This window comes from Mucilaginibacter sp. A5337 (assembly GCF_059690695.1).
Window position 1 is genome coordinate 21,371 of record NZ_JCAWEC010000001.1, and the last position, 23,458, is coordinate 44,828.

At 42.6% G+C, this 23,458-nt stretch carries 16 protein-coding genes; 6 read left to right on the top strand and 10 right to left on the bottom strand.

What is annotated here, in order from left to right:
- Positions 1–19: 19 nt before the first annotated feature.
- Positions 20–715 (bottom strand): ankyrin repeat domain-containing protein, encoded by a 696-nt coding sequence (locus AC59JO_RS00100; RefSeq protein WP_497302709.1) that lies wholly within the window; start codon positions 713–715, stop codon positions 20–22.
- A gap of 13 nt (positions 716–728) precedes the next feature.
- Positions 729–1,157: a DUF1801 domain-containing protein gene (locus tag AC59JO_RS00105; protein ID WP_497302710.1), complete on the bottom strand. Its 429-nt coding sequence runs from the start codon at positions 1,155–1,157 to the stop codon at positions 729–731.
- Between the two features lie 141 nt (positions 1,158–1,298).
- Here AC59JO_RS00105 and AC59JO_RS00110 point away from each other — a divergent pair, with 141 nt between their 5' ends.
- Both AC59JO_RS00110 and AC59JO_RS00115 read left to right on the top strand, forming a co-directional pair.
- Entirely contained in the window at positions 1,299–1,709 is a 411-nt protein-coding gene (locus AC59JO_RS00110) for a nuclear transport factor 2 family protein (RefSeq protein ID WP_413668602.1), read from the top strand.
- A gap of 362 nt (positions 1,710–2,071) precedes the next feature.
- The gene (locus AC59JO_RS00115) at positions 2,072–2,737 is read left to right on the top strand and encodes a response regulator (protein ID WP_497302711.1); all 666 of its coding nucleotides are present in this window, start codon (positions 2,072–2,074) and stop codon (positions 2,735–2,737) included.
- Between the two features lie 47 nt (positions 2,738–2,784).
- Here the strand turns inward: AC59JO_RS00115 and AC59JO_RS00120 are convergent, their stop codons facing one another.
- The gene (locus AC59JO_RS00120; RefSeq protein ID WP_497302712.1) at positions 2,785–3,174 is read right to left on the bottom strand and encodes a hypothetical protein; all 390 of its coding nucleotides are present in this window, start codon (positions 3,172–3,174) and stop codon (positions 2,785–2,787) included.
- Between the two features lie 261 nt (positions 3,175–3,435).
- Here AC59JO_RS00120 and AC59JO_RS00125 point away from each other — a divergent pair, with 261 nt between their 5' ends.
- On the top strand, positions 3,436–3,942 hold the full coding sequence (locus tag AC59JO_RS00125) for a hypothetical protein (protein WP_497302713.1): 507 nt from the start codon (positions 3,436–3,438) through the stop codon (positions 3,940–3,942).
- Positions 3,943–4,134: 192 nt separating this feature from the next.
- Positions 4,135–5,631, top strand: a complete 1,497-nt coding sequence (locus tag AC59JO_RS00130; RefSeq protein ID WP_413668606.1) for a flavin monoamine oxidase family protein — start codon at positions 4,135–4,137, stop codon at positions 5,629–5,631.
- Between the two features lie 43 nt (positions 5,632–5,674).
- On the opposite strand, the gene AC59JO_RS00135 is transcribed toward AC59JO_RS00130, so the two are convergent.
- The 7 genes from AC59JO_RS00135 to AC59JO_RS00165 form a co-directional block, all read right to left on the bottom strand.
- Entirely contained in the window at positions 5,675–6,151 is a 477-nt protein-coding gene (locus tag AC59JO_RS00135) for a hypothetical protein (protein ID WP_413668607.1), read from the bottom strand.
- Positions 6,152–6,263: 112 nt separating this feature from the next.
- A complete protein-coding gene (locus AC59JO_RS00140; protein WP_497302714.1) occupies positions 6,264–6,962 on the bottom strand; it encodes a head GIN domain-containing protein in 699 nt (232 codons plus the stop codon).
- 75 nt (positions 6,963–7,037) lie between these two features.
- The gene (locus AC59JO_RS00145) at positions 7,038–12,347 is read right to left on the bottom strand and encodes an Ig-like domain-containing protein (RefSeq protein ID WP_497302715.1); all 5,310 of its coding nucleotides are present in this window, start codon (positions 12,345–12,347) and stop codon (positions 7,038–7,040) included.
- A gap of 370 nt (positions 12,348–12,717) precedes the next feature.
- Entirely contained in the window at positions 12,718–13,536 is an 819-nt protein-coding gene (locus AC59JO_RS00150; protein ID WP_497302716.1) for a tyrosine-protein phosphatase, read from the bottom strand.
- Positions 13,537–13,606: 70 nt separating this feature from the next.
- Complete coding sequence (locus AC59JO_RS00155; RefSeq protein WP_497302717.1) at positions 13,607–15,241, bottom strand: SusD/RagB family nutrient-binding outer membrane lipoprotein; 1,635 nt, start codon at positions 15,239–15,241, stop codon at positions 13,607–13,609.
- 26 nt (positions 15,242–15,267) lie between these two features.
- On the bottom strand, positions 15,268–18,642 hold the full coding sequence (locus AC59JO_RS00160; RefSeq protein WP_497302718.1) for a SusC/RagA family TonB-linked outer membrane protein: 3,375 nt from the start codon (positions 18,640–18,642) through the stop codon (positions 15,268–15,270).
- A 279-nt stretch (positions 18,643–18,921) separates the two neighbouring features.
- Positions 18,922–21,495, bottom strand: coding sequence for a BamA/TamA family outer membrane protein (locus tag AC59JO_RS00165; RefSeq protein WP_497302719.1), 2,574 nt, complete (start codon positions 21,493–21,495; stop codon positions 18,922–18,924).
- Between the two features lie 345 nt (positions 21,496–21,840).
- Here AC59JO_RS00165 and AC59JO_RS00170 point away from each other — a divergent pair, with 345 nt between their 5' ends.
- Both AC59JO_RS00170 and AC59JO_RS00175 read left to right on the top strand, forming a co-directional pair.
- Positions 21,841–22,140, top strand: coding sequence for a hypothetical protein (locus AC59JO_RS00170; RefSeq protein ID WP_497302720.1), 300 nt, complete (start codon positions 21,841–21,843; stop codon positions 22,138–22,140).
- A 74-nt stretch (positions 22,141–22,214) separates the two neighbouring features.
- Positions 22,215–23,384 carry an ankyrin repeat domain-containing protein gene (locus AC59JO_RS00175; RefSeq protein WP_497302721.1) on the top strand — a complete coding sequence of 390 codons (1,170 nt, stop codon included), beginning with the start codon at positions 22,215–22,217 and terminating at the stop codon, positions 23,382–23,384.
- Positions 23,385–23,458 lie beyond the last annotated feature (74 nt).

Consider the following 23,458-nt stretch of genomic DNA (forward strand, 5'->3'; position numbering starts at 1 on the left):
CTACATAATCGTTTACTAATCACTCCTTAAACAACTTCAAAATCCCTGTCTGGTTATTCTGTTCTGCCAGTTTCTTAGCTGAGATCCCCTGCTTGTTCTCTTTATTAAAATCGGCGTCAAACCTCATCAACAATCGGATCTGATCCAGTTTAAATTTCCGTTTCACTGCGTAAAACAGTGCCGTATTACCATCTTTATCAGCAAAGTTTACATCGGCGCCATTACTTAAAAACCATTCGGCCACTTCAAAGCGTTTCCAGTTGTATGCAGCCATGAACGGGGTATCAATGCCAATACCATTATCAGTTTGTGCCCCGTAACTTTTGAACAATCCGGCAGCTATAACATCGTTGTACCAGGCGATGGCATACATACAATGCTCGGGATCAGCACCTTTGGCCAGCAGATATTTATATAACAGCTCATTTCGCCCCCTCGTATAGGCGTACCAAAGCGGTGTGGCCGGGAAAAACCCGCAGTCCTCTTTGATCCGGTGAACGGAATTAAGATCCATGCCCTTTGCCAGCAATAATTTAAGCATGGCCAGGCTATCTTCGGCTTGTGCCGGGCGTTTGGCGATTTCAATACCGCACAGGTAATGAAGCGCGTTTTTACCGGTGTCCTCTGCCCAGGTAAGCCATTTGTGATCCTTTTCGATCATCGCTTTAACAGCTTCAACATTGAGATCTTTTATGTGCTGAATAAATTTGATCATGGCTTTTTCCTTTTTATTTATCCAGCAAAGTCAACCAGGTTTTTATGGCCTTTCGCAAAGCTCCCTCTTTTGCCGCCACTTCGTCCATATTGTAAAAAAACGCCAATCTCCGACCGTCTGCATAATCGCCGGATAGCAAACCTGATGTATCATTAATCTTTGCTCCAGTAGGAAATACCAGCCTGATACAATCTTTTTGGTATACGTTTGAAACTATGATATATCTCTTATACTCTTTAGGATCAAAGGGTTTCATTTCACCAGTATATAAAAAACTCGGTGCATTCCACTTGATATGCTCCCCAATTTCATCGTCAACAGTCAGGATGATTTTTCTCAACGCTTCTAAAACCTCCTTTAATGGATGATCGAGCTTTTGCATATAGGCATCTACACCGGCCGAATCGGCAAGTGTGACTGGTTTGGCGACTTTGGCTTTCATGACAAACAGGCAATAGATTAGTTTTGAGGCTTTATCTAAGTTAAAAAAAAGAGTAGTTAATACCAAAGGAACCTTAAATAGTACCACAAAACAAGCCTGCATCATCTTAACTTTGGTGTATCAAATCAGAATATTACCATCATGGAACAGAAGCTGCCACTCCCCCCTTTTAATTTTGAAACCGCCACTCAAAAAGTGCAATTAGCCGAAGACGCCTGGAACAGCCAGGATCCGGCAAGAGTTTCATTAGCATATACAATTGACACCGAATGGCGCAACCGCTCGGAATTTGTGAACGGCCGCGAACAGGTTGTTGAATTTTTAACCCGCAAATGGCAAAAGGAACTCAACTATAAACTAAAAAAAGAGCTGTGGGCTTTTACAGATAACCGAATTGCAGTACGGTTTGAATATGAATACCATAATGCGGAAGGCGAATGGTTTCGCGCTTATGGTAACGAGAACTGGGAGTTTGACCAAAACGGGCTCATGCAAAAACGCTATGCCAGCATCAATGATTTGCCCATCAAACAAGAAGACCGGCGGTTGTAAAAATAAAATAACCCCTTATACAAGCCGCCGGCCTTTATAAGGGGTTAACATCAATGTTAAAATAATCAAGTAAAAAGGTTTAGGGTTCCTCTTTGGTTAGATTTATAGGCGTTCAAAGTGATTTATACATTCTCGCGCCTTTAACGGTCATTAACACTCCAACATTTTTATTCTTATCAGGGGTACAAATATTAAATCGGGATTATCTTTCTATCTCAAATTTCGTTTAAGTACTAAAAATCAGAAAGGGTGAAATCGCCCTTTTTTTAGTTCAAAACAGATAATAAAATGAAATATAAGTACATTATTTTTCCTACTTTGCATTATAGCTAACCTCAGTTAACAGATATAACCTTTAATTAATGCAAACTGCTATTTCAGCCGCTCCCATAAAAATTGCCATTATCGATAACCACACTTTGTTCAGGCAGGGTATGATTAGCTTGCTCGAAGATTTTAATGAGGTTGAAATCCTTTTCGATGCTGAAAACGGGGAGGATATGATCAGCAAACTTAAAAAGTCGCCTCTACCTGATATTGTGTTGATGGACATTACCATGCCTGTGATGGATGGCTATAAAGCTACTGCCTGGCTGCGGGAAAACCACCCAACGGTGAAAGTACTTGCGTTAAGCATGTCTGACGAAGATAAACCGATCATAAACATGCTTAAGAATGGAGCTGTTGGCTACATGCTTAAGGAATCAAAAATCAGGGACGTAGTTTATGCAATGCAAACCATCCAAAAGCATGGATATTACCTTAATGAACTGGTAAGCGGTAAATTGTTGTATACCATGCAAAATAAAAACACACCGGCCGATAAATCGAAAGAACTTACGTCAAATGAGCTTACCTTTCTGAAACTAAGCTGCTCAGAACTTACCTACAGGCAAATTGCGGATGAAATGAACCTGAGCCCACATACCATCGATAATTACCGGGAATCGCTATTTCTAAAATTCGGGCTTAAATCAAGAACCGGCATGGTACTCTTCGCTATCAAAAATCAGATTATAACTGTTTAAGGCCTTTACTGATACCGATCTGTTTGATAATATTTTAAAAAATCAGCTTAAATACAAAAGGGATCCACAATGATTCCCAGACTAATCAATACATAATTGCGGTAGAGTTTACTTCCCCTGCCCGGATATAAGCTCATCAACTTATTATAGCGGTCATTGTTGAAAATGAGCAGGTAATTTAATATTACAAAGGGGATAAAAAACACAAGTAAACCGGCAATGAAAGCATTTATGGCTTTATCCCGGGTTAGGTCGAGCGTAAAAAGGATAGGGATATCCGTAAAAAATCGAAGAATAAACAACAGGGTTAACAGGTTAACACCCTGAATTAATGATATAGGGATAATTGTAAATGCTTTCCAATTACCGTCTGTCCCCTTCTTTGCCCTCTCCTGGGTAATGGCATCAACCCAAATCTTATAATAAATGCTTAACATTTGTCTTTGATTTAAATGCAACTATTTTAACTAACCCTTAATACCACACATAAGTTTGCATTAGTGTTAAGTAGCTGATATTTACTATATTCCGTTAGTAATGGCAATTCGTTACGACATTTCGTTATCCCTGGGTCATGCACAGCGTTAAAATACTCATTATCAATAAGATGAAAACAAGGCATAAGTATTGAATTAACCATAAGGCTCGTTAATAAATAATAAATCACAACAATATCACTAACCTTAAAACACATCACTATGCCAAATCATTTATCAACGTTCGGAGTTATCCATACTGCAATAAGTCTTGTAGGGGTTGCTATCGGTTTTATTGCCTTGTTTCAGGATGGTAAGATCATTCCTAACACCAAAAACGGAAAACTTTATGGCATCTTCGCTGTACTGGCCTGTTTGTCATCATTCCTCGTTATGAAAACCGGTCAACTGAGCAGCGCTCATAACCTTTCAATTTTAATCCTGATATTATTACCAATCGTCTATTATGCTCCGTCATTGCGCATTTTTGGCGGCAAGGCCGATTATGTACAAACCGTAGGCATGACGGCAACGTTATTCTTTTCATTGATACCGGCTGTGGTTGAAACGCTTACAAGGCTCCCTGTTGAACAACCACTGGCCGATGGGCCCGATTCGCCTGTAGTAAAAATGGGGCTTTTAATTTTACTGGTATTATTTATCATCATTATGATATACCAGGCAATTAAACTGAAGAGCCAACGCAAGGGATTTAGCCCTGCCATGTAATTGTTATCTGCCGATACATTAATATATTAACTGTCTGGGGCCTGCCTGTTTTTTACGGGCAGGCATTTTTGTTTCACTACAATACTTCTACACGGAGCTACACCAATATCAAAAGTTCATGTAATGCTCATAGCTACTTGAAATAATGTTACATTTATTGAAAGCTACCCTGTATTAAAATCTCCGTCCACAATGAAAGATATTAAGAGACGATCATTCATTAAACAAACATTATTGGCAGGCGCAGGCACCGTCCTCGCCCCTCAATTATTAAGTGCTCAACAAATTGATGATCAAAAAATCAAAAGCTCTGATACTACCAAGCCGACCTCCGGAAAAAAAGTAATTGTTGCAGGGGCCGGCATTACAGGCCTTTGCTGCGCATACGAATTAATGAAAGCCGGTCATAATGTAACCGTATTGGAGGCTGATGGCCGGTATGGCGGGCACGTGTTTACGGGCAGAGATGGTTTATCGGACGGTTTATATGCCGACTACGGAGCCGATCACATCACCAAACCCGGCTACGAAAAGTTTTTTGAATATGTAAACGACTTTAAGCTTACAGCCCTGCCCTATCCTCATGCCGAAGGATCGGCCGCCACACCCGACCGCAATGGCCTACGCATGATTGGCGGTAAGTTTTATACAGACGCCGAAATGCAAGATCCGGCTGTATTAACCAAAATGGGCTTTAATGAACGTGAGGTTAAATTCCTTGCCGAAAATCCTTTTTATGGCCTGAGCTCCTTCTACCTTAAAAAATACAGCGGTAAGTTCACCGACCCATATCAGCCTTTTGGAGTTGGTTATGATGATTTTGATAAAATTCCGGTTAGCGAGCTTTATAAAAAAGAGGGAGCATCTGCGGCGGCACTCGCTTATCTGGGTGGGCAAAGGACTTCTGCATTGTATCATCTTTGGAGGGCTTATGTTATGGAATCGCGGGGCATTCCACTATCCGAAGGTGATACCTATCATTTAAAAGGCGGCAACGAACAATTGCCTATCGCCTTTGCCAAACGCCTGGAAAAAAGGGTAAAATTAAACCATCGCATAACCGCTATCAACCATTCAGCTACTCATGTTACGGTTAAATATAAGCCCTATGGGAAAACTGAACAGGAAATGACTGCCGACTTCCTGGTAAACTGCATAACGCTGCCCATATTTAAAACTATCCCATTATCCCCGCCCCTTTCACCCGAAAAGCAGTACGTGGTTAATCGTACCACTTATTCATCGCACCCGTTTTATGTATTTGAGGCGAGCAGCCGTTTTTGGCTTGATGATGGTTTTAAAAGCATTAATATGGAATTTGAACATCCCTTTATATCATCTATATGGGAAGAAACGAATGAAGTTGGCAGTGACAAAGTGATCCTGAAAGCATATGGCCCCGGCGGTATTACGCCGCAACAGGTGCTTGATGCCTTCAGGCAGGTTTACCCGGGCAAACACGATACCATTGAGCAAGCGCTAACTAAAGACTGGACACGCGATGCATTTGCCCCCGCCTGTGAAATGGAACCATTCCCAATAGGACAAATGCACCGCTTTTGGCCCCAGATCATGAAACCCGAAGGCCGGATCTATTTTGCCGGCACTTATGCCGATAATTTAAGCAGGGGGATGGAATCATGTATCCGTTCGGCTCAGCGTGTGGCCGGCGAAATTGATAAAGTATAAACAAAAAAGCACCCCGGTTGGGGCGCCTAAAAACAAAACTAAATCAAATAACTTTATCTGGGAGCACCATCGCAAAAACGCTTTTCGCAGCCGCGCCGGTAGCGTCTTTATAGGTTAAGGTCAATTTATGGTCATCAACAACAAATGCCGAGTTTACGTAAAATTGAGCATCAGAAGGCTCAGTGCTGATGACATTACTACCTTCACTTACCGTTTTTTTGGCTATATCTATATTTAACCCATTCCCTTTGGTGCTAAATTTTCCAGTATACTGAACTGTAGTTGAATTACCGTTTTTATAAGCTACGTCAACAAGCAAAAATGTACTATCTGATGCAAATAGTAAATAACGCACTTGTTCTCCCTCTTTTATTGGGGTGTACCACTGGCCCAAAAGGGATGTGTTCTTCAAAACAACAGGTTGCTGAGCTTTATCTTTTTTACAGGCAACCAGGAAAAATAAAACCGCTATGAACAGACTTGCAGCTAATTTTCTAAATATCAATACAGGTTTTATCATAAAGTGAAGGTTTAACTATTATTACGATACTTACCGTCGTTTCGCTACATCTATAATAAAAAAAGACCGCCCGGAATAGAGCAGTCTTTCAATATTTAAAGTTACCGGTATTTTAGTCGGCCTTGCTTACCCTGCCTGAGCCGGCGTAATGAGTTTCTCCAATTGTCGCCGTACCGGAATATACAACACTTCCAGAGCCTGAAATACGGGCCGAAACAGTTTTACTGGCAATTACATTAACATTTCCTGAGCCGGCAATCGAAGCTTCAACAGTTTCTGTCTTTAACGATTTTCCGTTGATCTCTCCCGAGCCCGAGATACGGCAATCGGCCATGCCTGTGCTTCCTTTAACATCAATGGATCCTGATCCGCTAATCTTCAGATCCAATGTACCTGATTTAACAGCAGTTTTAATATTTCCTGAACCGCTTAAAGCAATTTTGGCATGCTCGCCGGTTATAGTTCCGTCAACGGTTGCGTTTCCGGAGCCGCTGTTAGCAAGATATTCAAGGCTTTTGGCGGTAATGTAAATATTAGCGCGCTGAATATTACGGTGGTTTTTCCAATGGTCTTTAAACTCAACTTTTAATATGCCGCCTTCTACTTCGGTTTTTATATCGTCAACTATATTGGCGTCAACATCAAGCTTTAGGCTTTCGGTCCCGTCAATTTTTATAAATACGTTAAACGGCCCCCCGCAGGCTATACCGTTGAAGCCGGATACATTTCGGGTTACGCTTTGTGCAGAAGCATTAAAGGCCATCGAAACGGTGAGTAACGAAGCCATCATTGAGAATATTAGTTTTTTCATGATTGCGTGTTTAAGTATATGACGCTGTTTTTAAAAAAACGTTGCAGTGCTTTCTTATTTTTATTGCTGATCAACCTATCTCAAAATAGTAACCGGCCCCGATAACGGTGGCTTACCCGTTTTGAGATCAATGATATAAAAATAGGTACCTGCTGGTAGCTGCCGTCCGTTAAAGTTACCATCCCAGGGCACGCCGTAGCCTATTGAGTGGTATAACCGTTCGCCATACCTGTTAAACACATCTACAGTTGAGCTTTCATAAGCTACCAATCCCTTTACCTCCCAATAATCGTTAAACCCATCGCCGTTGGGTGTAAAAGTATTAGGCACGGTAATATCAGGCGATACCTTAATGATAGTTTGGCTTTGATTAACACAACCGCGCACATCCGTAACATAAAGTGTGTAGGCAATATCGGCATCACCGGTAACTACGGGCTCTTTTATTTTGTTATTGCTTAAACCAACATCGGGCAGCCACAAATACTGAACATTATCATCGCTTACGGTTGGCGTTAATGTAATGGTATGATTTTTCAATACATATCTTATCCCTCCGGCATCAACGGTTGGCGGCGGTATAAATTTAATGATCATATCGTCGCTGGCTGTATAACACTGTCCGGGTGCATTTGCGGTAAGTGTGAGTTTTACCGAACGATTTTTGATATCATCTTCAGAAGGAGTATAAACCGCACCCTGGGCATTCTCGGCATACAGCAACGTTCCTGTACCGGAGCTTGTCCACTTGCCGCCACCCGGTATCAGGATATTTCCATCCAACTTTATGGGAGCCCGCTTTGCGCAAACTTCCAGATCGGTACCGGCATTGGTACCCGGTGTTTTGCCAAAGGTTATAGTCATTTCGGATGTGGCGATGTTGCAATCATCTTTACTGGTAGATTTGAGCAGAAGGGTTACGGATCCTGCCGCCCGGTCTTCGGCTGATGGTTCATACTTTGCATTTAATTCAATATCTGAAGGTAAAAACCGACCTGGATTTGCGCCTTTCTTTGACCACACACCGGTTTTGGTACCGCCTCCAATTTCGCCAGCCAGCTGAATATACTGATCGGTGATGCAAGCCAGTATATTACCGCCAGCATCTGAAGTCGGCAATTTGTTTACGAAAACGTCCCTGGAAACTACCGGGCTGCTGCAACCGTTAACAGTAACAAACAACGAATACGGGCCTGCCATATTTTCGGTAGCAGTAATTTCGGGATTTTGCAAGGCCGATTTAAAACCATTAGGGCCGGTCCAGGTATAAGTTGCGTTTGGAATGGTTTGTACATTTAACTTAATAGTATTATTTACACATACCGGCGAGTTCGTCCTCACATCGGGCACTGGTACCTGGGGGTTTACTTTCACCACATAGGCAAACGGTACGCCATCGCATTCAAAAGCCGATGGCGTGATCACATAAAGCACATCTATAGGATACGTTGTTTTATTGATCAGCACTTCATCTATTTTATTACCTGTTTTGTTAGTCACTGCAGCATTACTGATACCGGCAACAGTTGCCCGGCTCCAGGTAAATTTTGCCGACGAAACATTGGAAGTGATAGTATAATCAACCGGCTCGCCGCTACAGGCTGTGCCCGACGGCTTACTGGTAACATTAGCCGAAGGATTAACAGTTGCTACCCATTTAAATGGCACCCCGGCACAATTGCTTGTTTGATAATTATAAACATAAGTAACATCAACAGGTGCATTGGTGGTATTAAATAATACTTCACGTATAGTACCTGCCATTTGCCCGGATACAGCCTGGTTGCTAATCCCCGGAACCGCATCCCTCGACCAACTGGAAATTACACCAGGAATACTAAAGGTTATGGTATAGTTGCCGGCAGTCATGTTGCACAAGGTGCCGGTTGGAGCACTGGTAACCTGTGGCGATGGATAAACAGTAACCACATAACTAAATGGAGTACCTGAGCATCCATTAGATACAGGCGTTATTAAATAAGTAACATCAATAGGATCAGCCTTGGTATTCACCAATGTTTCGGTTATTTGTGCCGATGTTTGGTTAGATACCTCAGCATTGCTGATTCCTGCTACAGTTGCCCTCGACCATAAAAAAGTAGTGCCTGGTTGATCGGCAGTGATGGCATAACTTTGCGGCACACCACTGCAAACATTATCTGCAGAGCCACTGGTGATAACCGGTAAGGGGCTAACCGTTACATCAACTTTAGTACGCTCACTAACACACCCGTCAACAACAGCTTGCACATAATAACTTGTATTAGCAATTAAGGCCGGCGTTGCGTAAGTGTTTTTGATAGATAGCAAAGTGCCCCCAACAGGCGCATCATACCATTGATAAGTCCCTTTTGAACCGGTAGCGGTTAATGTTGTATGACTGCCTTCGCAGGCCGGCACATTGTTTACCACCGGAGCAGGTGGTGGTTCGCTAACGGTAACTGTAACCGCGGTCATATCACTGGTAACATCGTTAATTGTTGTATTTACATAGTAGGTTGTTGTTTGTGTAAGCGCGGGGGTAATAAAATTAGGCCCAGTTGATAACAGCGTACCATTTTCGGCTGCGCTATACCAACGGTACGTCCCTCCCGGACCTGTAGCTGATACTGTAGCTATACTCCCCATACATGTAGTTGTACCGGGGGCTGTTGGCGCCCGTAGTGTTGAGCTGATATTAATAACAACCCTGTCAATCGCCGCCCCGCAAATACCCGATGGGTCATTGGAGGTTAGGGTAAGTATCACCTGCTTTTCGCCCGCGGCGGGGATATAAGTAGTAGTCAAATCTGTGGCATCAACAAATCTACCCAATCCACCCGACCATCTGCCGCCGTTAACACCGTCTATACTGCCTGCCATTTTCGCGGTCTCCCCTGGTTGTATCGCCTGATCGGGTCCTGCATCTGCTTTTGCGCCCGGGTCTATCGTTACCTTTGCGCTGGCCGTACTCCCTACTGTTCCGTCCGGGTTGTAAATTGTATTGGTAACCTCGTATGTACCCGGTATTGTTTTGCTCAAATTAATTTCGCCGGTTGCCGTGCTGATAAAAGCCAAGCCCGATGGCGAAGCTGAAAATGTACCTGCGCTTGAATTTGGTGGAAACATCGGCTTCGGATTAGTCCCGTACTGGCAAAACGGCCCTCCATAGGTAAACTTTGCATCAAATATGGAAACAATTTCTATCCCGGCGCTGTAGGTTGAAGTACAGGGTCCATTCCCGGTAATAGTAATGATATATTTACCCGGTTTGCTTGCCTTTACATCAATTTCGCCGGTATGAATATCTACAAATACCAAACCTGCCGGCGACGAACTGAAAGTACCACCTGAAGGATTGTTTATTATTGGCTTGGGATTAGGGCTAAGCGGACTAAATGTGCCCGATGTATAAAGAAACTGTGTTTCATCGGCTGAATTAATTGACACTGTTACCGGTACACGGCTGCTTACACAATCGCCAACCCTGCTTTGTATATAATAAGTTGTTTTCTCCGAGATGATAGGCGTATTAAATGTGCTGCCGGTAAATAAAGGGCTTGTTGAGGTTGGCGAAGCAAACCACAATATGTCCCCCTCACCTGCAGCTGTTAACTTTGCCGATGTACCGGAACAAACGGAGGTATTAGAGGCAGCCGGGGGCGACGGCTGCGGATTTACCTTTACAGTAACTGCCGTGCGCGCACTTATACAACTATTTGATGCACTTTCAACATAATAAGTTGCATTTGCAGTTAAATTAGGTGTGACGTATGTTGCCCCTGATGACAGGATTGTGCCTCCTGCAGCGCTATCATACCAGGTAAAACCTGCGCCATTTCCTGTCGCTGTAAGCACAGCCGACCCGTTATAACAAACAGTTGTTGCCGGCACCACAGGAGCGGTTACCGGTGGGATAACAGTTACCGGCACTGCCGTCCGGGCACTTGTACAGCCGTCAACCATGATTTGTACATAATAAGTAGTGCTTACCGTTAAAGCAGGGATTGTGAAACCAGCTTCTGACGATAAAAGCGAGCCTCCTGTTGGTGCATCGTACCATTGATAAGTACCATTAATTGCCGACTTCGCCGTCAATGAAGTCACAGTTCCCGAGCAAATCACAGCTCCAGTTGCAACCGGCGCCGCTATAAATGGACTAACAATCACTTTTACAGGTGCCCGGTCACTTACGCAGCCCGCAGCCGAACTATTTTCAAGATAATAAGTAGTGGTTTTGGTTAATGCTGGCGTTGTAAACTTTAAACCCGATTTCAATAAACGTCCACCAGTTGGTGCATCATACCAGGCATATGTACCGGTAGGATTTGTTGCAGCAGTTAATGTTGTCACCGAACCATAGCATATGGTGCTTGTTTGAGGCGCAGGTGCCGCAGGTATTGGGTTAACCGTTACAGTTACCGGTACGCGCGGGCTTATACAATCATTAAGCACTGTTTGTACATAATAGATTTTGGTAGCGGTTAATACCGGCGTTGTATAATCCGGGCTGGAAATAAGCGGGGTGCCGCCGGTTGGCACGTCAAACCATTGAAAAAAACCGGCAGATGCATCTGCATGTAAGCCGGCTACAGAACCCGAACAAATGTTAGCATTTGAAGCCACAGGGGTAGCCGGTGGTGGGTTAACCCAGGCAGTAACGGGTGTAGGCACGCTGGTACAATCGTTAATTACAGCAACAACATAGTAAATTGTCGTCTTAGATAACGGCGGGGTGGTAAACGATGGCCCCATCCCTAAAACTGTGCCGCCCGCAGCCGATGCATACCAGGTATAACTTTGCCCTCCGCTTGCTGATAAAGTAACACTTCCGCCAGAGCATGTTGCCGCGCTTGTAACATTCGGTTTGCCGGTTATGTATACCGAAACTGATGTTCGCGGACTTGTACAGCCGGCAACCGTGGTTTGCACGTAATATGTAGTTGATGATAATATAGGAGGCGTAGTAAAAATGGCTGAGCTTGCCAAAAAGTTGCCTCCAGTCGGAGCATCGAACCATTGGTAATCGCCGCCCGGCCCGGTTGCGGTAAGTGTAGCCGGGCTATTTTGACAAACCCCTACACTTTTAGCCGTTGGCGCAGCAGGAGTATTTGCATCAGCAATAGATATACTTTTTGTAACACCTTTGCAGCCGGTTGTTTTATCGGTAACAGTTACCGTGTAGGTTCCTGATTTGTTTACGCTGATGATGGCACCTGTTTCACCCGTGCTCCAAACATAGGTATATGGCGCAGTACCATTAACAGCACCCGCTGTCAATACCACCGAACTGCCCGAACAGATAGTGGTTGATGATGCCGTGAGATTGGCATTCAAAGTGCAGTTTTGCGCTTTTACCTCGAACGACAATAACAGGAATAATAATACTAATAAACGGTTGTTCATGAACCTTTCACAAAGCCTTAAAAATCAAAACCAAAAATTGACAGGTTGTTAAGGCTTCTATTTGCGAAACGATTTTTATTCAGGGTAAAAAATAGTTTAGCCACCGCCATAACAAATCAGGTAGGGTGTTATACGGCTTGCTTGTTCAAATTGTTCAGATAAAATGCATTTATTATTAACTTTACAGAAATTTTATTTCAACTTAAAATAAATACATTAAAAAACACACCAATGTTAACTTATTAGAAATTAATTTACCAATAAGAAAACAACATCGATCTTATACCTTCTATTATTAAAAAGGGCGCCGAAAATCAAACATCAACTGCTTGATTCCCGGAGCCCCGTCTCACGCTATTGGAGTAAATAACTATTCTAAAAACTTAGCTTTAAGCTCTTTGATATCCTTATTGGTTAACCCCACCTGCGTTTTAAGGTAGTTATCGACAGAGCCATATTGTTTTTTGATTGCAGAAAAGGTGGCGTCCAGATACTCTTTTTTAACGGCAACCACATCTTTGGCAACAGCTTCGTTAACCTTCATAAATTGCACCATTTGTTTAGCCATTTTTTCGTTTTCGGCAGCGCGGTAATAGTTTGATGCCTCATAATCCTTCATAATAGTTTCATAAGGAACGCCTAAACTATATAACAACAATGCAGCACCAATACCTGTACGGTCTTTACCTGCGGTGCAATGAAATACAAGGCTTTTATCTTCGGGCATAGCCAGCAGTTTACCGAAAAATGGTTTGTACCTGTCGGCCAGATAAGTGGTATTGCTGTAATAGTCTACCATGATCGAATCGCCATGGGTTTTACCTTTAAAACTTTGCATCATGTTGCCTACATTATCGCTTCCGGCAGGGCATAAAATATAATCGGTATTAGGGTTCATGCGGTCGGGCGCTTGTTTTGATTCCTGCGTGCCACGTAAGTCCACATCATAGGCAATCTTACGTTCGGCCAATGTAGTCAGGTCCTGATCTGTAAGTTTGCTCATATCGGCACTGCGGTATATTTTGCCCCATTTTACATGATGCCCGTCTTTGGTGGTATAACCACCCAGATCCCTGAAGTTTACCGCGCCCTGCAGTTCCACCTTACGTTTGGCGCTATCAGTAACCTGCGCGCTAACACTGCTACAAAGCAAAGTAATGGCCAATGCTGATAACATTATTTTTTTCATATCCTTTTAAATTATAAAACAGGGACACTTGTAAGTGCCCCTGTTAAAGTTTTAGTTTAGTTATTTTCTATTACTTGGTTAACCAGGTATCCTTAGTAAGGTCGTCGGTACCACCAAACTGCGATGCAAGTGCAGCCTTATTGTTTGCTGCGTTATATGCACCTTCAGAAACAGGATACTGCCAGCGACGCGGGATCAGATTGTTCGGTGTACCAATACCGCTACCACCCTGGGTAAAGGTAGGTATGCCGGTTCTACGGAAGTTATAGAATGCTTCCCATCCTGAGTTATTGAACATAGAAATATATTTCTGTGTCAGGATTTGAGTTAAACCTGCTGCGTTATCGCCTGCATAAGCTACTTTGCTCATGAATGTAGGAATATCTACAGTAGCAGTACCCCAGGTGTCGCCTTGTTTTAAACCTTTAGGGTTGATTGAAACCTCTGATGATGAGATTGGGAAAGTAACGGTTAACGACTGACCATTGGTTAAACCAAACAATGCCAGTGAAGCATTGATACCATTGTTATACCAGGTTGCAGTGCTACCTGTAGCCCATCCCCTGTTTATACCTTCGGCAATGTTAAAGCACATTTCAGAATAACCGATAAATACAAACGGCTCGGCATTTGCGCCGGTTGCAGAAACATAGTAGCGGGTGTAATTGCTGAAAGAGTAGACGCCGTTATTTGAGTTAGTTAGCAAGGCCGGTTGTGCCTGGTTCATATCCGAACCAACATAGGCCGAAAAATCACCTATAGCTTTACCACCACTGATCTGTAAAGGAGCAGGTGTAGACGTTGCAAACAAACGTGGATCTGACGTTGCAGTTTCAATACTGATATAAGTACTGCCCGGGTTTGCGAAGTTATTGTATGGGTTTAAACCTAATGAAAAGGTTGAGTAACGGTTAACAGCATTGAAACGATAGATCAGGTTATCACCGTTTCCAGTCATGATTGGATATTTGGTTGGATTACCCAATATAGCTGCAAACTGTTGAGGAATTTGCAGATCAGTATTATCGGCAGCACGTTTGCTCAGGCTGATCAGGACACGTAAACGATAAGCATTGATCACCTTTTGCCATTGTTGGTAAGTAAGGTTAAAAATATCACCCTGATTTGCATCGATAGCGGTATTGGCAAGGCTTGGGTTAGCAGTCACCAACGCACCAATTAATGTATTAGCGGTTTCCAGTTGAGCAAGTGCAGCTTTATAAACATCATGCTGTGTATCATACTTAGGGGTAAGATTTGACGGGTCACCAGCTTGTGAAAATGGAATATCACCAACCCTTTGGCTTAACCAAATGCCTGAGTAAGCCTTGAAAAACTCGCCTAAAGCATAATATTTATTAGTTTGATTACCCAACTGAGCTGTAGCCTGTTGCTCAAGTTTAAGCGCATACTTTAATATATCATAACTATCAGAAGTATTACCAAAGTTATATGTATTGGTACCACGGTAGTATGAATAGTTGGCAGCTATATACTGATTGGCAACCGCTGTATAACCAAAAGGTTGCTCATCGCTGCGGATCAGGGTGGCAGTAAGATGGTTTAGCAATAATGACAAAGGCACTATTGAGCTTGAACCAGCCACGTTGGGGTTATTAATCAAATCCCCTTTCTGACAGCCGGTTATCGATACCATGCCCATTGTTAACAACAGGGCTAATGGGATTAATGATTTTATTTTCATAAATTTTCTTTAAATCAATGTGATAATTAGAATGTTAAATGGATATTGAAACCGTAACGACGGGCTGTTGGGCTTTCAAGGTCGCTTCCGCCATTTCCACCAACTAAACTACGATCTGACGCATTATAGCCTGATGCAAACTGATCAAGGTCAATATCTTTGCGTGCTGCAAAATAAAGCAGGTTCCTGCCCACAACCGAGAAGGTTACTTTCTTAATGAACGAACCTCTTAACATACTTGCAGGTAATGAATAACCCAGGCTTGCCTCACGCAATTTTGCATATGAGCGGCTGATCATATAGTACTCGTCAAAATTGCCGCCTATACCACTTGATACATAGCTCTGAACAGTAACAGGGATAGTATTTGGAGCAAAAGTCAGGTCTTTTAAGTTAGCTATCTGGCCACCAACAAATATTGGGGTACCGCTTACGATGTGAACACCAGGGCCAATGTATGAAGGTGTTGCACCTACAGTACCTTCATTAGTACTGTTCCACTCAGCTAAACGTGCTGCACCGAAAGCGCCGGTAGCAGTTTCCAGAGCGGTACCACCATTCATTGACTGGTACCAGGTTCTGTCGTAGATTTTGCCACCTATACGGCCATCAAACTGGAAGCTTAAAATAAAGCCTTTGTAGGTAAACGTGTTGGTAATACCAAATGAAAAATCAGGGTTAGCATAACCTAACAATCCCTGGTTGCTGATACCACCCGGAGAGGTAAGCGGCACACCGCCTGATACTTTACCGCTTGCGTCAACCGAATAAGTATTAACGATATTACCGTTACCATCTCTTACAAATTTGGTACCGTAGATAGCGTCTGGTCTGTCGCCAACAACATAGTTGTGGTTGTTTTGCTGTAAGGTAGTTACGCCCGGATAAATTGATTTAATAGTTTCTTTGTAAGTTGAGTAGTTTACGTTAACATCCCAGTTAAGACCATTAGGGTTTTTCAATACAGAACCCATCAACTCAATTTCGAAACCTCTTTTACGTGTAGTTACACCATTTACCAATTGGTTTGTGTTGCCTGTAGAGGTAGCTACACCCAATGGGAAAATGTTAGGACCATTCTCGGTAGTAAAGTATGTACCGTTTAAACCTAAACGGTTTCCTAAGAATTTAGCGTCAAAACCAGCTTCGTATGATTTAACATCGAAAGGTTTGATTTTGTCGTTTGAGATTGTGTTTGATAAGGTAACCGAAGGTGTACCGTTATAAAAAGTTGCGGTAGCAATAGGCGACGCATTCAGGTAAGTTGGGCCATTGTACGGCGTGTACAACTCAGTACCGTAACCCAATAAACCTGTAACCGGTTTTGAGTTCCAGCCGGTACCCAATGCCGTTGAATTTAAGGCATTGTATGAAGTACCGATAGTTGGCGAAGTTAAACCACCCTTAACGTCGGCAAATGAACCGCGTACTTTTAAGAATGAGATAAACTCAGGTAACTTAACATAATCGGTAACAACACTGCTGATAGCTACTGACGGATAGAAGAAAGTATTATTACCTGAAGGTAAAGTTGACAGGTGGTCTACACGGTTGGTTGTATTTATGCTGAAGTAATTTTTGTAACCAAAATCAAACGAGTAGTAAGCACTGTATACCTGCATTTTTGAATCAAAATTGTAGATATAAGGTTTACCAGCCGAGTTATTAAGATTGTACACCCCTGGCAAAGCTAAAACCTGAGTTGTACCCCAGTCAGATTTGTACGAGAATGACCTTGCGTTGCCACCCAATAAACCAGAGATATTCCAGGCACCGAATTTATGGTTGTAAGTAAATGTCAAATCGGTATTATTATCTAACAGGTTACGGTCGTCCTGCCTGTAATCGCCGTACCAGCCAAAAGTATACCATGAAAGATATTGGTTAAGGTTGGCACCTGCAGGTACCTGCTCGGTATTTTGCTCGTCATAAGTATTTAAAGCTTCGCGTAAGCTAACATTTAAATCCTGGGTAATTTTGTAGCTCAATTTTAATGACCCGTAAATAGTTTGTTTGGTTCTGCCTTTGAGCCATTTATCAGCAATAAACCATGGGTTATTTAAACGGCCGTATTCCTGGGCGTACTGTTGTAAACCCGGAACACCCTGCGGGCCCTGGTAAATATTTTTCAGTGCATTTACATCATAATCTGCAGAGCCATATACCTTAAACATGTATACATAACTTTGCGGGCTGTAATCAACGTCAGGAATGTTTGGCGAATACAATTGATTAAGGTTCAAATCGCCTTCAACACGCAATTTTGGTGTGATATCGTAACCGGCAGCAATCTTGAAGTTGTCGATATTTAATTTAGTGTTAGGGAAATCACCTTTTTGGTAAGTGTGGCCATAAGAAATATGCATATCATAGTTTGATCCGCTGGCCGCTATAGATAGTGAGTTGGTGTTAGTGATACCGGTTTGCACAAAGTTCTCAAAGTTTTTTGCGCCGCGTGCTAACCAGGGCGTTTTTTGCCTGATACCTGTTGCAGCATCATAAGGGCTGTCATATTGTTGTGTTTGGAAAACACCGTCAAAACGCGGGCCCCATTCAGGTAAACGCTGGGTATTATCATACAATACGTTACCGTAAGTATAGGCAAAGTTACTACCGCGGCCATACTCGGTTTGGCTTTTTGGCAATACAAGAAAACCTTTTTCAAGTTCGGTAGTGCTGTTGAAATCTACCTGCCAGCCTTTTTTATCTTTTGAACCCCTTTTAGTAGTGATGATGATAGCACCATTAATACCGCGGAAACCGTAAAGGGCCGCAGCATTAGGGCCTTTCAATACAGTATAAGTTTCAATATCATCGGCGTTATAATCATAAGTATCGGAGTTTACCGGCTCGCCGTCAACAACGTACAATACATCTTTACTACCGCGTAATACCACTGTTGGTGCACCGGCAAACTCTGCGTTTGCGCCAATGCTTAAACCTGCAATTTTACCGGCCAATGAGTTTAAAGGGTTAGCGTCGCGGGCAGTTGTCAAAGCATCACCTTTAACCTGCGATTGCGAGTAGCCTAATTTTTGAAACTCTTTTTTAACACCTAATGCTGTTACTACAACTTCGGATAATGCTTTTGTATCAGATTTTAAATTAACAGAAAGGTAAACTTCTGTACCTATTACTACCTCCTGGGTAGTAAAACCAATAGTATGGAAAACAAGCGTTTGGCCTTTGCTTGCTGAAATGGTAAAACGACCACCTTCGTTGGTAAGACCGCCTTGCTTGGTGTCTTTAATTGTCACGCTTACACCCGGAAGCGGCTGATTGTTATCGTCTAAAACGATACCCCTGATTGTTAAGGTTTGAGCTTGCAGGCTACTGAAAGTAAACATGCAAACTACCATAACCAATAGCAACCGTGAAATTTTAAGTAAATTTTGTTTCATTGCAATACAGTTAGTTTGCAACAAAACTACCCCCGGTGTATTAAGAAAGGATTTTCATATTAATAAGATAGGAATAAGGATTTATGAAGAAATGTATTTTTAGTAGACATTTCACCGCTTAATGTTAAATATTCCTTAATTCTTTTAACATTCATACAATTTGGCATACGCCTAACCTAACCAACTCAAAACCAAACAATAACAAAAAAGAGCCGAAATCTTTCTGATCAGATTCCGGCTCTTTTCTTTATAGTTTACACAGACTTTCGCCAGGATTAATTACAACCTGAAATTAAGCGATATATAAGGATACCAGCCCTCCCTTGAATGGCCTGCCAGTATTTGCAATACCGTTAAACTTGCAGGTGCAAAATATAAGCCACCGCCGGTACCTGTGTGCCATTTATCCGAGTGTTCGTCATCAATCCAAACGCGGCCCGCGTCATAAAAGCCTACCAAACCTAACTGGCCCGGTATAATGTAGCTCGCAATATCTGCAAGTTTAATCCGTCCCTGAAAATTGTTAAACACCATGTGCTTACCTGCAAAACGGTTTTGCAGGTAACCAAGCAGGTTACCCTGCCCGCCTAAAAACATTGACTGGTAAAAAGCAGGTTTACCAAAACTTACACCGCCGCCAACACGATCAGATAATACAATATCACCTCCCGGGGTTAGCTTTTGATAATAAGTAAACTCAGGCCTGATCTGTACAAACGATTTTGAATAACCGTTAAGCCCTTCATACCCTTGTACCGTTACTGTAAAATAGTATCCTTTTATAGGCAGGATATTATTATCGCGCTGGTTTGTAGTATAGTTTATCAACGCACCAAGATGCGCTTTATCTTTTCCAACCGTTAAGCTATCGTAAGATTTGATGAGCGATGTTTGATTGATGAACCGCCCTGTATTTTGTGCAAGATCAAGATGATAAAACTGAAACGAAGGACCAACGCTGATATCACTATTTTTGCCTGTATGCCAGCGTAAAGCCGGATCAAACTGATAGATATCATACCGGGTACGATAGTAAGTACGATAGCCCGGAAATTTATTTAAAGGGCTTTCATTGCCTAAACCGAAAAAGTTCACAGTATTATCCGGCGACTGGATGTTTGCCTGCATAATAAAATCGGCTTTGCCGATGGCATCTATCCACTCGCCCCTGTATTTGATCCTGAAAGCATCCGTAGCAAATGAATGGGTTATCATTACCTGCTGTAATGTTGAATAAGGCAACTTCCTGAACCCGTCATGACCGGTATATTGAAAACCCAAGCCAAGTAAAAAGCCATCGTCCTTATTTAATGCAGCAGTGGCAAGCGGCATCCACACATTATATACGTTAGTTGGTAAAAACCGGGTGTTTGAGGTATCGTTTGAAAGATGCTTATTTAATTTGCCAACGTTGCCGGTAAAATTGGTGCTATCCCGCCGTCCGTAAAATTTGATTGTTTGTGCCGACTGCTTAATTTCAACAGTTTTACTGCCTGCACTATCAATCAGCCTTAACTTAATAGGCGAATTGGCATTATCAATAACGATGCGGTCGTCCCCGGCAGAAACATACAATCTTATTTCTTTGGTAATTTCCGGCTTGTATACCATATCCATAAACTGATCTTTGGTTTCGCCATCTTTATTCAGTTTATTAATTGTTATACGCATAGCGTTGTCCGGGGCGTCGGCAACGGTGATCAGCTCGCTTTTATCGGTAGCACGGATATCCACTATCCTATTCGCAAATTTATAATACTCGCTCATTGCTGCCGGTATATTATCCCGGCGTTGTTTTAATATGGCAAGCAACTCGTTATGCCTCAATTTACAGCTTTCTGCAGGCAGGCGTTTTAAACCCTCTTCAAGTACGGCGTCAGTTTCGGCTTTAACAAACTCGTTGGCAATCTGCATCCATCGTTCGTAGCTTATTTGCGCATCCGGATACTGTTTCATGAACCTTGTTTTGAACAGCGAATACTTTACATGCGGAATATCCCCGGTAAAATCTTCAAGTAAAGGATCTATCCATGGTAACGCAGCAATACTCGGAAACACGCCCTGCGTAACATGAAATACCTGGTCACGATCACGCGGTACGGCGGTATAGGTTTTTCCTTTACCATTTTTAGTATCAGCCCAGCGCCACTGATCTTCATGCCTGTCCCAATCGCCCATCAATAAATCGAGCATCCGGGCGCGTAAAAAGCCTTCCCCATCTACCCTGTTGTCATAACTTTTTAGTAATTGCCCCTCCATTTTAAGAGTATTATCTGATGAACCGGAAGGCTCCCTCTCCTCTATCAAACATACGGTACCAACAAATACCTTGCTATATTGTCCAAGCGCCGGATCTTCGGCCACAACACCTATAATGGGGTTAGCATGTGCCACACGCGCAGCTTCGGCAAGGGGCGGCACAATCAAAGCCGAATATGGGTGCTGACCGCTAAACTCGTCGCCAACCCAATCAACGGCAAAGGTACCCTGCAAATTTTCGGGTAATAGCTTATCCGGCGTTTTTTCAACGCTGCGCAATACCCACTCGCGGCCGGTTTTATCTTCCAAACGCAACGACTTTGATTCCAAACCACCACCTTGTTTAATAGGTGATAGTCCGCCATTTATTTGCGATAATTTTATAACCGGAAGCTTCACTTTCATGGCCCAGTCCTTACGATAATTTTCGCCGAACAGCCAACGGTGAATCCCGCTTACATCATCATATGAAGCATGAACACTTACAACGGTGCTGTCCGGAAATTTTTGCCAGGCCGACGGCGCTATAGCCTGGGCATTAACATACACTGCCGAACCTGTAAGAAATAAAAAAGCAAGTATCTTTTTTGTCATGAGGTAATGTGTTTAAGATGTAGGGACTTAAAATACAATAAACTAAGTGGCTTACAAGAGGCATACCAAACACACAAATATCTAAAATACAGACACTTAATAAAAATCAACACAAAAACAAATGGCGATATATCGTTATTTGTTAAAAGATGATTCTGAATATCACAATAACATAGTTGCAATTGTAATTGCCTTTAAAGCTCTTGCACAGGTATAAAAATAATCAATCTGCAATTATTTTACATATCAAGCCGGCGGTTATGTTATTACCTTGCTGATATTGACCGATAAACATTTTGTGGTAAACAGTTGCGATATGGTAAATTTCATTAGTTTTATGATTGTATGACCCGCAACGATAAATCGCCACACATCCTTAATGCAGCATCAAACTTACTGGGCCTATGCTTTGTGGTGCTCACTTCATTAAAATTCATGAAACTTTCCGAACGCACCTATATTGACGAAACAGTAACCATAGCGCTTGTTTTCTTTATGCTGAGCTGTATACTTTCGTTTCTTTCCATCAGGGGTAATATAAAACCTGGTGGCCGGTCAGAAACAGTGGCTGATTATCTTTTCCTGGGTGGGATGATCGTGCTATTTGTTACTGCTATACTGATCTTGTTTAAAATAATGACTTAGCCTATCTGCTTAAATTATAAGCTGATGTCAAAATTTTATTGCGAGATTTGCCATACAACCAAATATAATCAACCATGTCTGGCATTGGCCCTATCCCGCCCGAGCAATTGGAAGAAGCTGGTAAAGCTGCAATTGCAGGCGATGTTTTGAAGCTTGAAATGCTTCTTAAAACTTATGGCCTGCATCCTAAAATACTTGAAAAATATACAGGGGCGGGTTTAAATCCTGAAGACAACAATCTGATAAATGCCCGGCGTATTATAGCCCACACCCATCACTTTAACCTTTGGGAGGAATATGAAAACTTTAACATCAGTTTAAATGAGGAAAATTCTGCAATAGCGTTATTTGAGGCCGCTGCAGACGCCATAGCAGATGGCAATGCCAACTTGCTTAAAAACCTGCTTAGGCAAAATCCTGCTTTGATTGATATGCGTTCTTTACGTAATCATCGTTCAACCCTTTTAATTTATGTTGGCGCTAACGGCATTGAAAATTTTCGGCAAAAAACGCCAGCTAATGCCGTTGAAATTGCGGAAATTTTGTTGAATGCGGGGGCCGAAGTAGACGCAGTGGGATTAATGTACCGGGGTAGTACTACTTTAGGTTTGGTTGCAACCAGCGTTCACCCCGTAATTACAGGCGTGCAGGAGCAACTGATGGAAATACTCATTAACCATGGGGCCGATCCCAATATTGCTGTTGCGCCCGATTATACCGAAGGTTCGCTTATTGTTGCATGCCTTGCCAACGGGCGGGGCGAACCAGGGAAATACCTGGCCAATCATGGTGCAAAAGTCAATCTCGAAGCAGCTTGCGGCATAGGCGATCTGGATAAGGTAAAAACCTATTTTAACGATGACGGCGTACTCGTCGATAGCAGTTTAGATTCTGAAAGAGACGCAGGTATGATTTGGGCTTGCGAATACGGTCATTTAGATGTGGTTAAATATTTGCTGGCACGGGGCACCCCGGTTGGTATTCACTCGGGAGGGATGACACCGTTACATGGCGCAGTGCTCGGCGGATATTTGGATATTGTTGAGTTTTTACTATCTCAGCATGCTCCTCTCGAAGTAAAAAATGATTATGACGGAACTATATTGGGGCAAGCTCTTTGGTGCGGTTATAATAATCCTAAACCCCAAACGCTGGCTATTATTGAAAAACTAATCAAGTCCGGTGCCCATATTGAATACGACTGGCAACGATATATCGATGATCTCCGCGGGCGGCTTGCGTGAAACCTGTTACTTATGGTGTATTAATAGCAGGTACGGCATGCGTCTTCAACCCTAAATGCTCTTGCCAATCTGTT

What these genes read in the sequence shown, in the direction of transcription:
- AC59JO_RS00100 (WP_497302709.1), bottom strand. Translation starts at nt 715, where the DNA reads ATGATCAAATTTATTCAGCACATAAAAGATCTCAATGTTGAAGCTGTT.
- AC59JO_RS00105 (WP_497302710.1), bottom strand. Translation starts at nt 1,157, where the DNA reads ATGAAAGCCAAAGTCGCCAAACCAGTCACACTTGCCGATTCGGCCGGT.
- AC59JO_RS00110 (WP_413668602.1), top strand. Translation starts at nt 1,299, where the DNA reads ATGGAACAGAAGCTGCCACTCCCCCCTTTTAATTTTGAAACCGCCACT.
- AC59JO_RS00115 (WP_497302711.1), top strand. Translation starts at nt 2,072, where the DNA reads ATGCAAACTGCTATTTCAGCCGCTCCCATAAAAATTGCCATTATCGAT.
- AC59JO_RS00120 (WP_497302712.1), bottom strand. Translation starts at nt 3,174, where the DNA reads ATGTTAAGCATTTATTATAAGATTTGGGTTGATGCCATTACCCAGGAG.
- AC59JO_RS00125 (WP_497302713.1), top strand. Translation starts at nt 3,436, where the DNA reads ATGCCAAATCATTTATCAACGTTCGGAGTTATCCATACTGCAATAAGT.
- AC59JO_RS00130 (WP_413668606.1), top strand. Translation starts at nt 4,135, where the DNA reads ATGAAAGATATTAAGAGACGATCATTCATTAAACAAACATTATTGGCA.
- AC59JO_RS00135 (WP_413668607.1), bottom strand. Translation starts at nt 6,151, where the DNA reads ATGATAAAACCTGTATTGATATTTAGAAAATTAGCTGCAAGTCTGTTC.
- AC59JO_RS00140 (WP_497302714.1), bottom strand. Translation starts at nt 6,962, where the DNA reads ATGAAAAAACTAATATTCTCAATGATGGCTTCGTTACTCACCGTTTCG.
- AC59JO_RS00145 (WP_497302715.1), bottom strand. Translation starts at nt 12,347, where the DNA reads ATGAACAACCGTTTATTAGTATTATTATTCCTGTTATTGTCGTTCGAG.
- AC59JO_RS00150 (WP_497302716.1), bottom strand. Translation starts at nt 13,536, where the DNA reads ATGAAAAAAATAATGTTATCAGCATTGGCCATTACTTTGCTTTGTAGC.
- AC59JO_RS00155 (WP_497302717.1), bottom strand. Translation starts at nt 15,241, where the DNA reads ATGAAAATAAAATCATTAATCCCATTAGCCCTGTTGTTAACAATGGGC.
- AC59JO_RS00160 (WP_497302718.1), bottom strand. Translation starts at nt 18,642, where the DNA reads ATGAAACAAAATTTACTTAAAATTTCACGGTTGCTATTGGTTATGGTA.
- AC59JO_RS00165 (WP_497302719.1), bottom strand. Translation starts at nt 21,495, where the DNA reads ATGACAAAAAAGATACTTGCTTTTTTATTTCTTACAGGTTCGGCAGTG.
- AC59JO_RS00170 (WP_497302720.1), top strand. Translation starts at nt 21,841, where the DNA reads ATGACCCGCAACGATAAATCGCCACACATCCTTAATGCAGCATCAAAC.
- AC59JO_RS00175 (WP_497302721.1), top strand. Translation starts at nt 22,215, where the DNA reads ATGTCTGGCATTGGCCCTATCCCGCCCGAGCAATTGGAAGAAGCTGGT.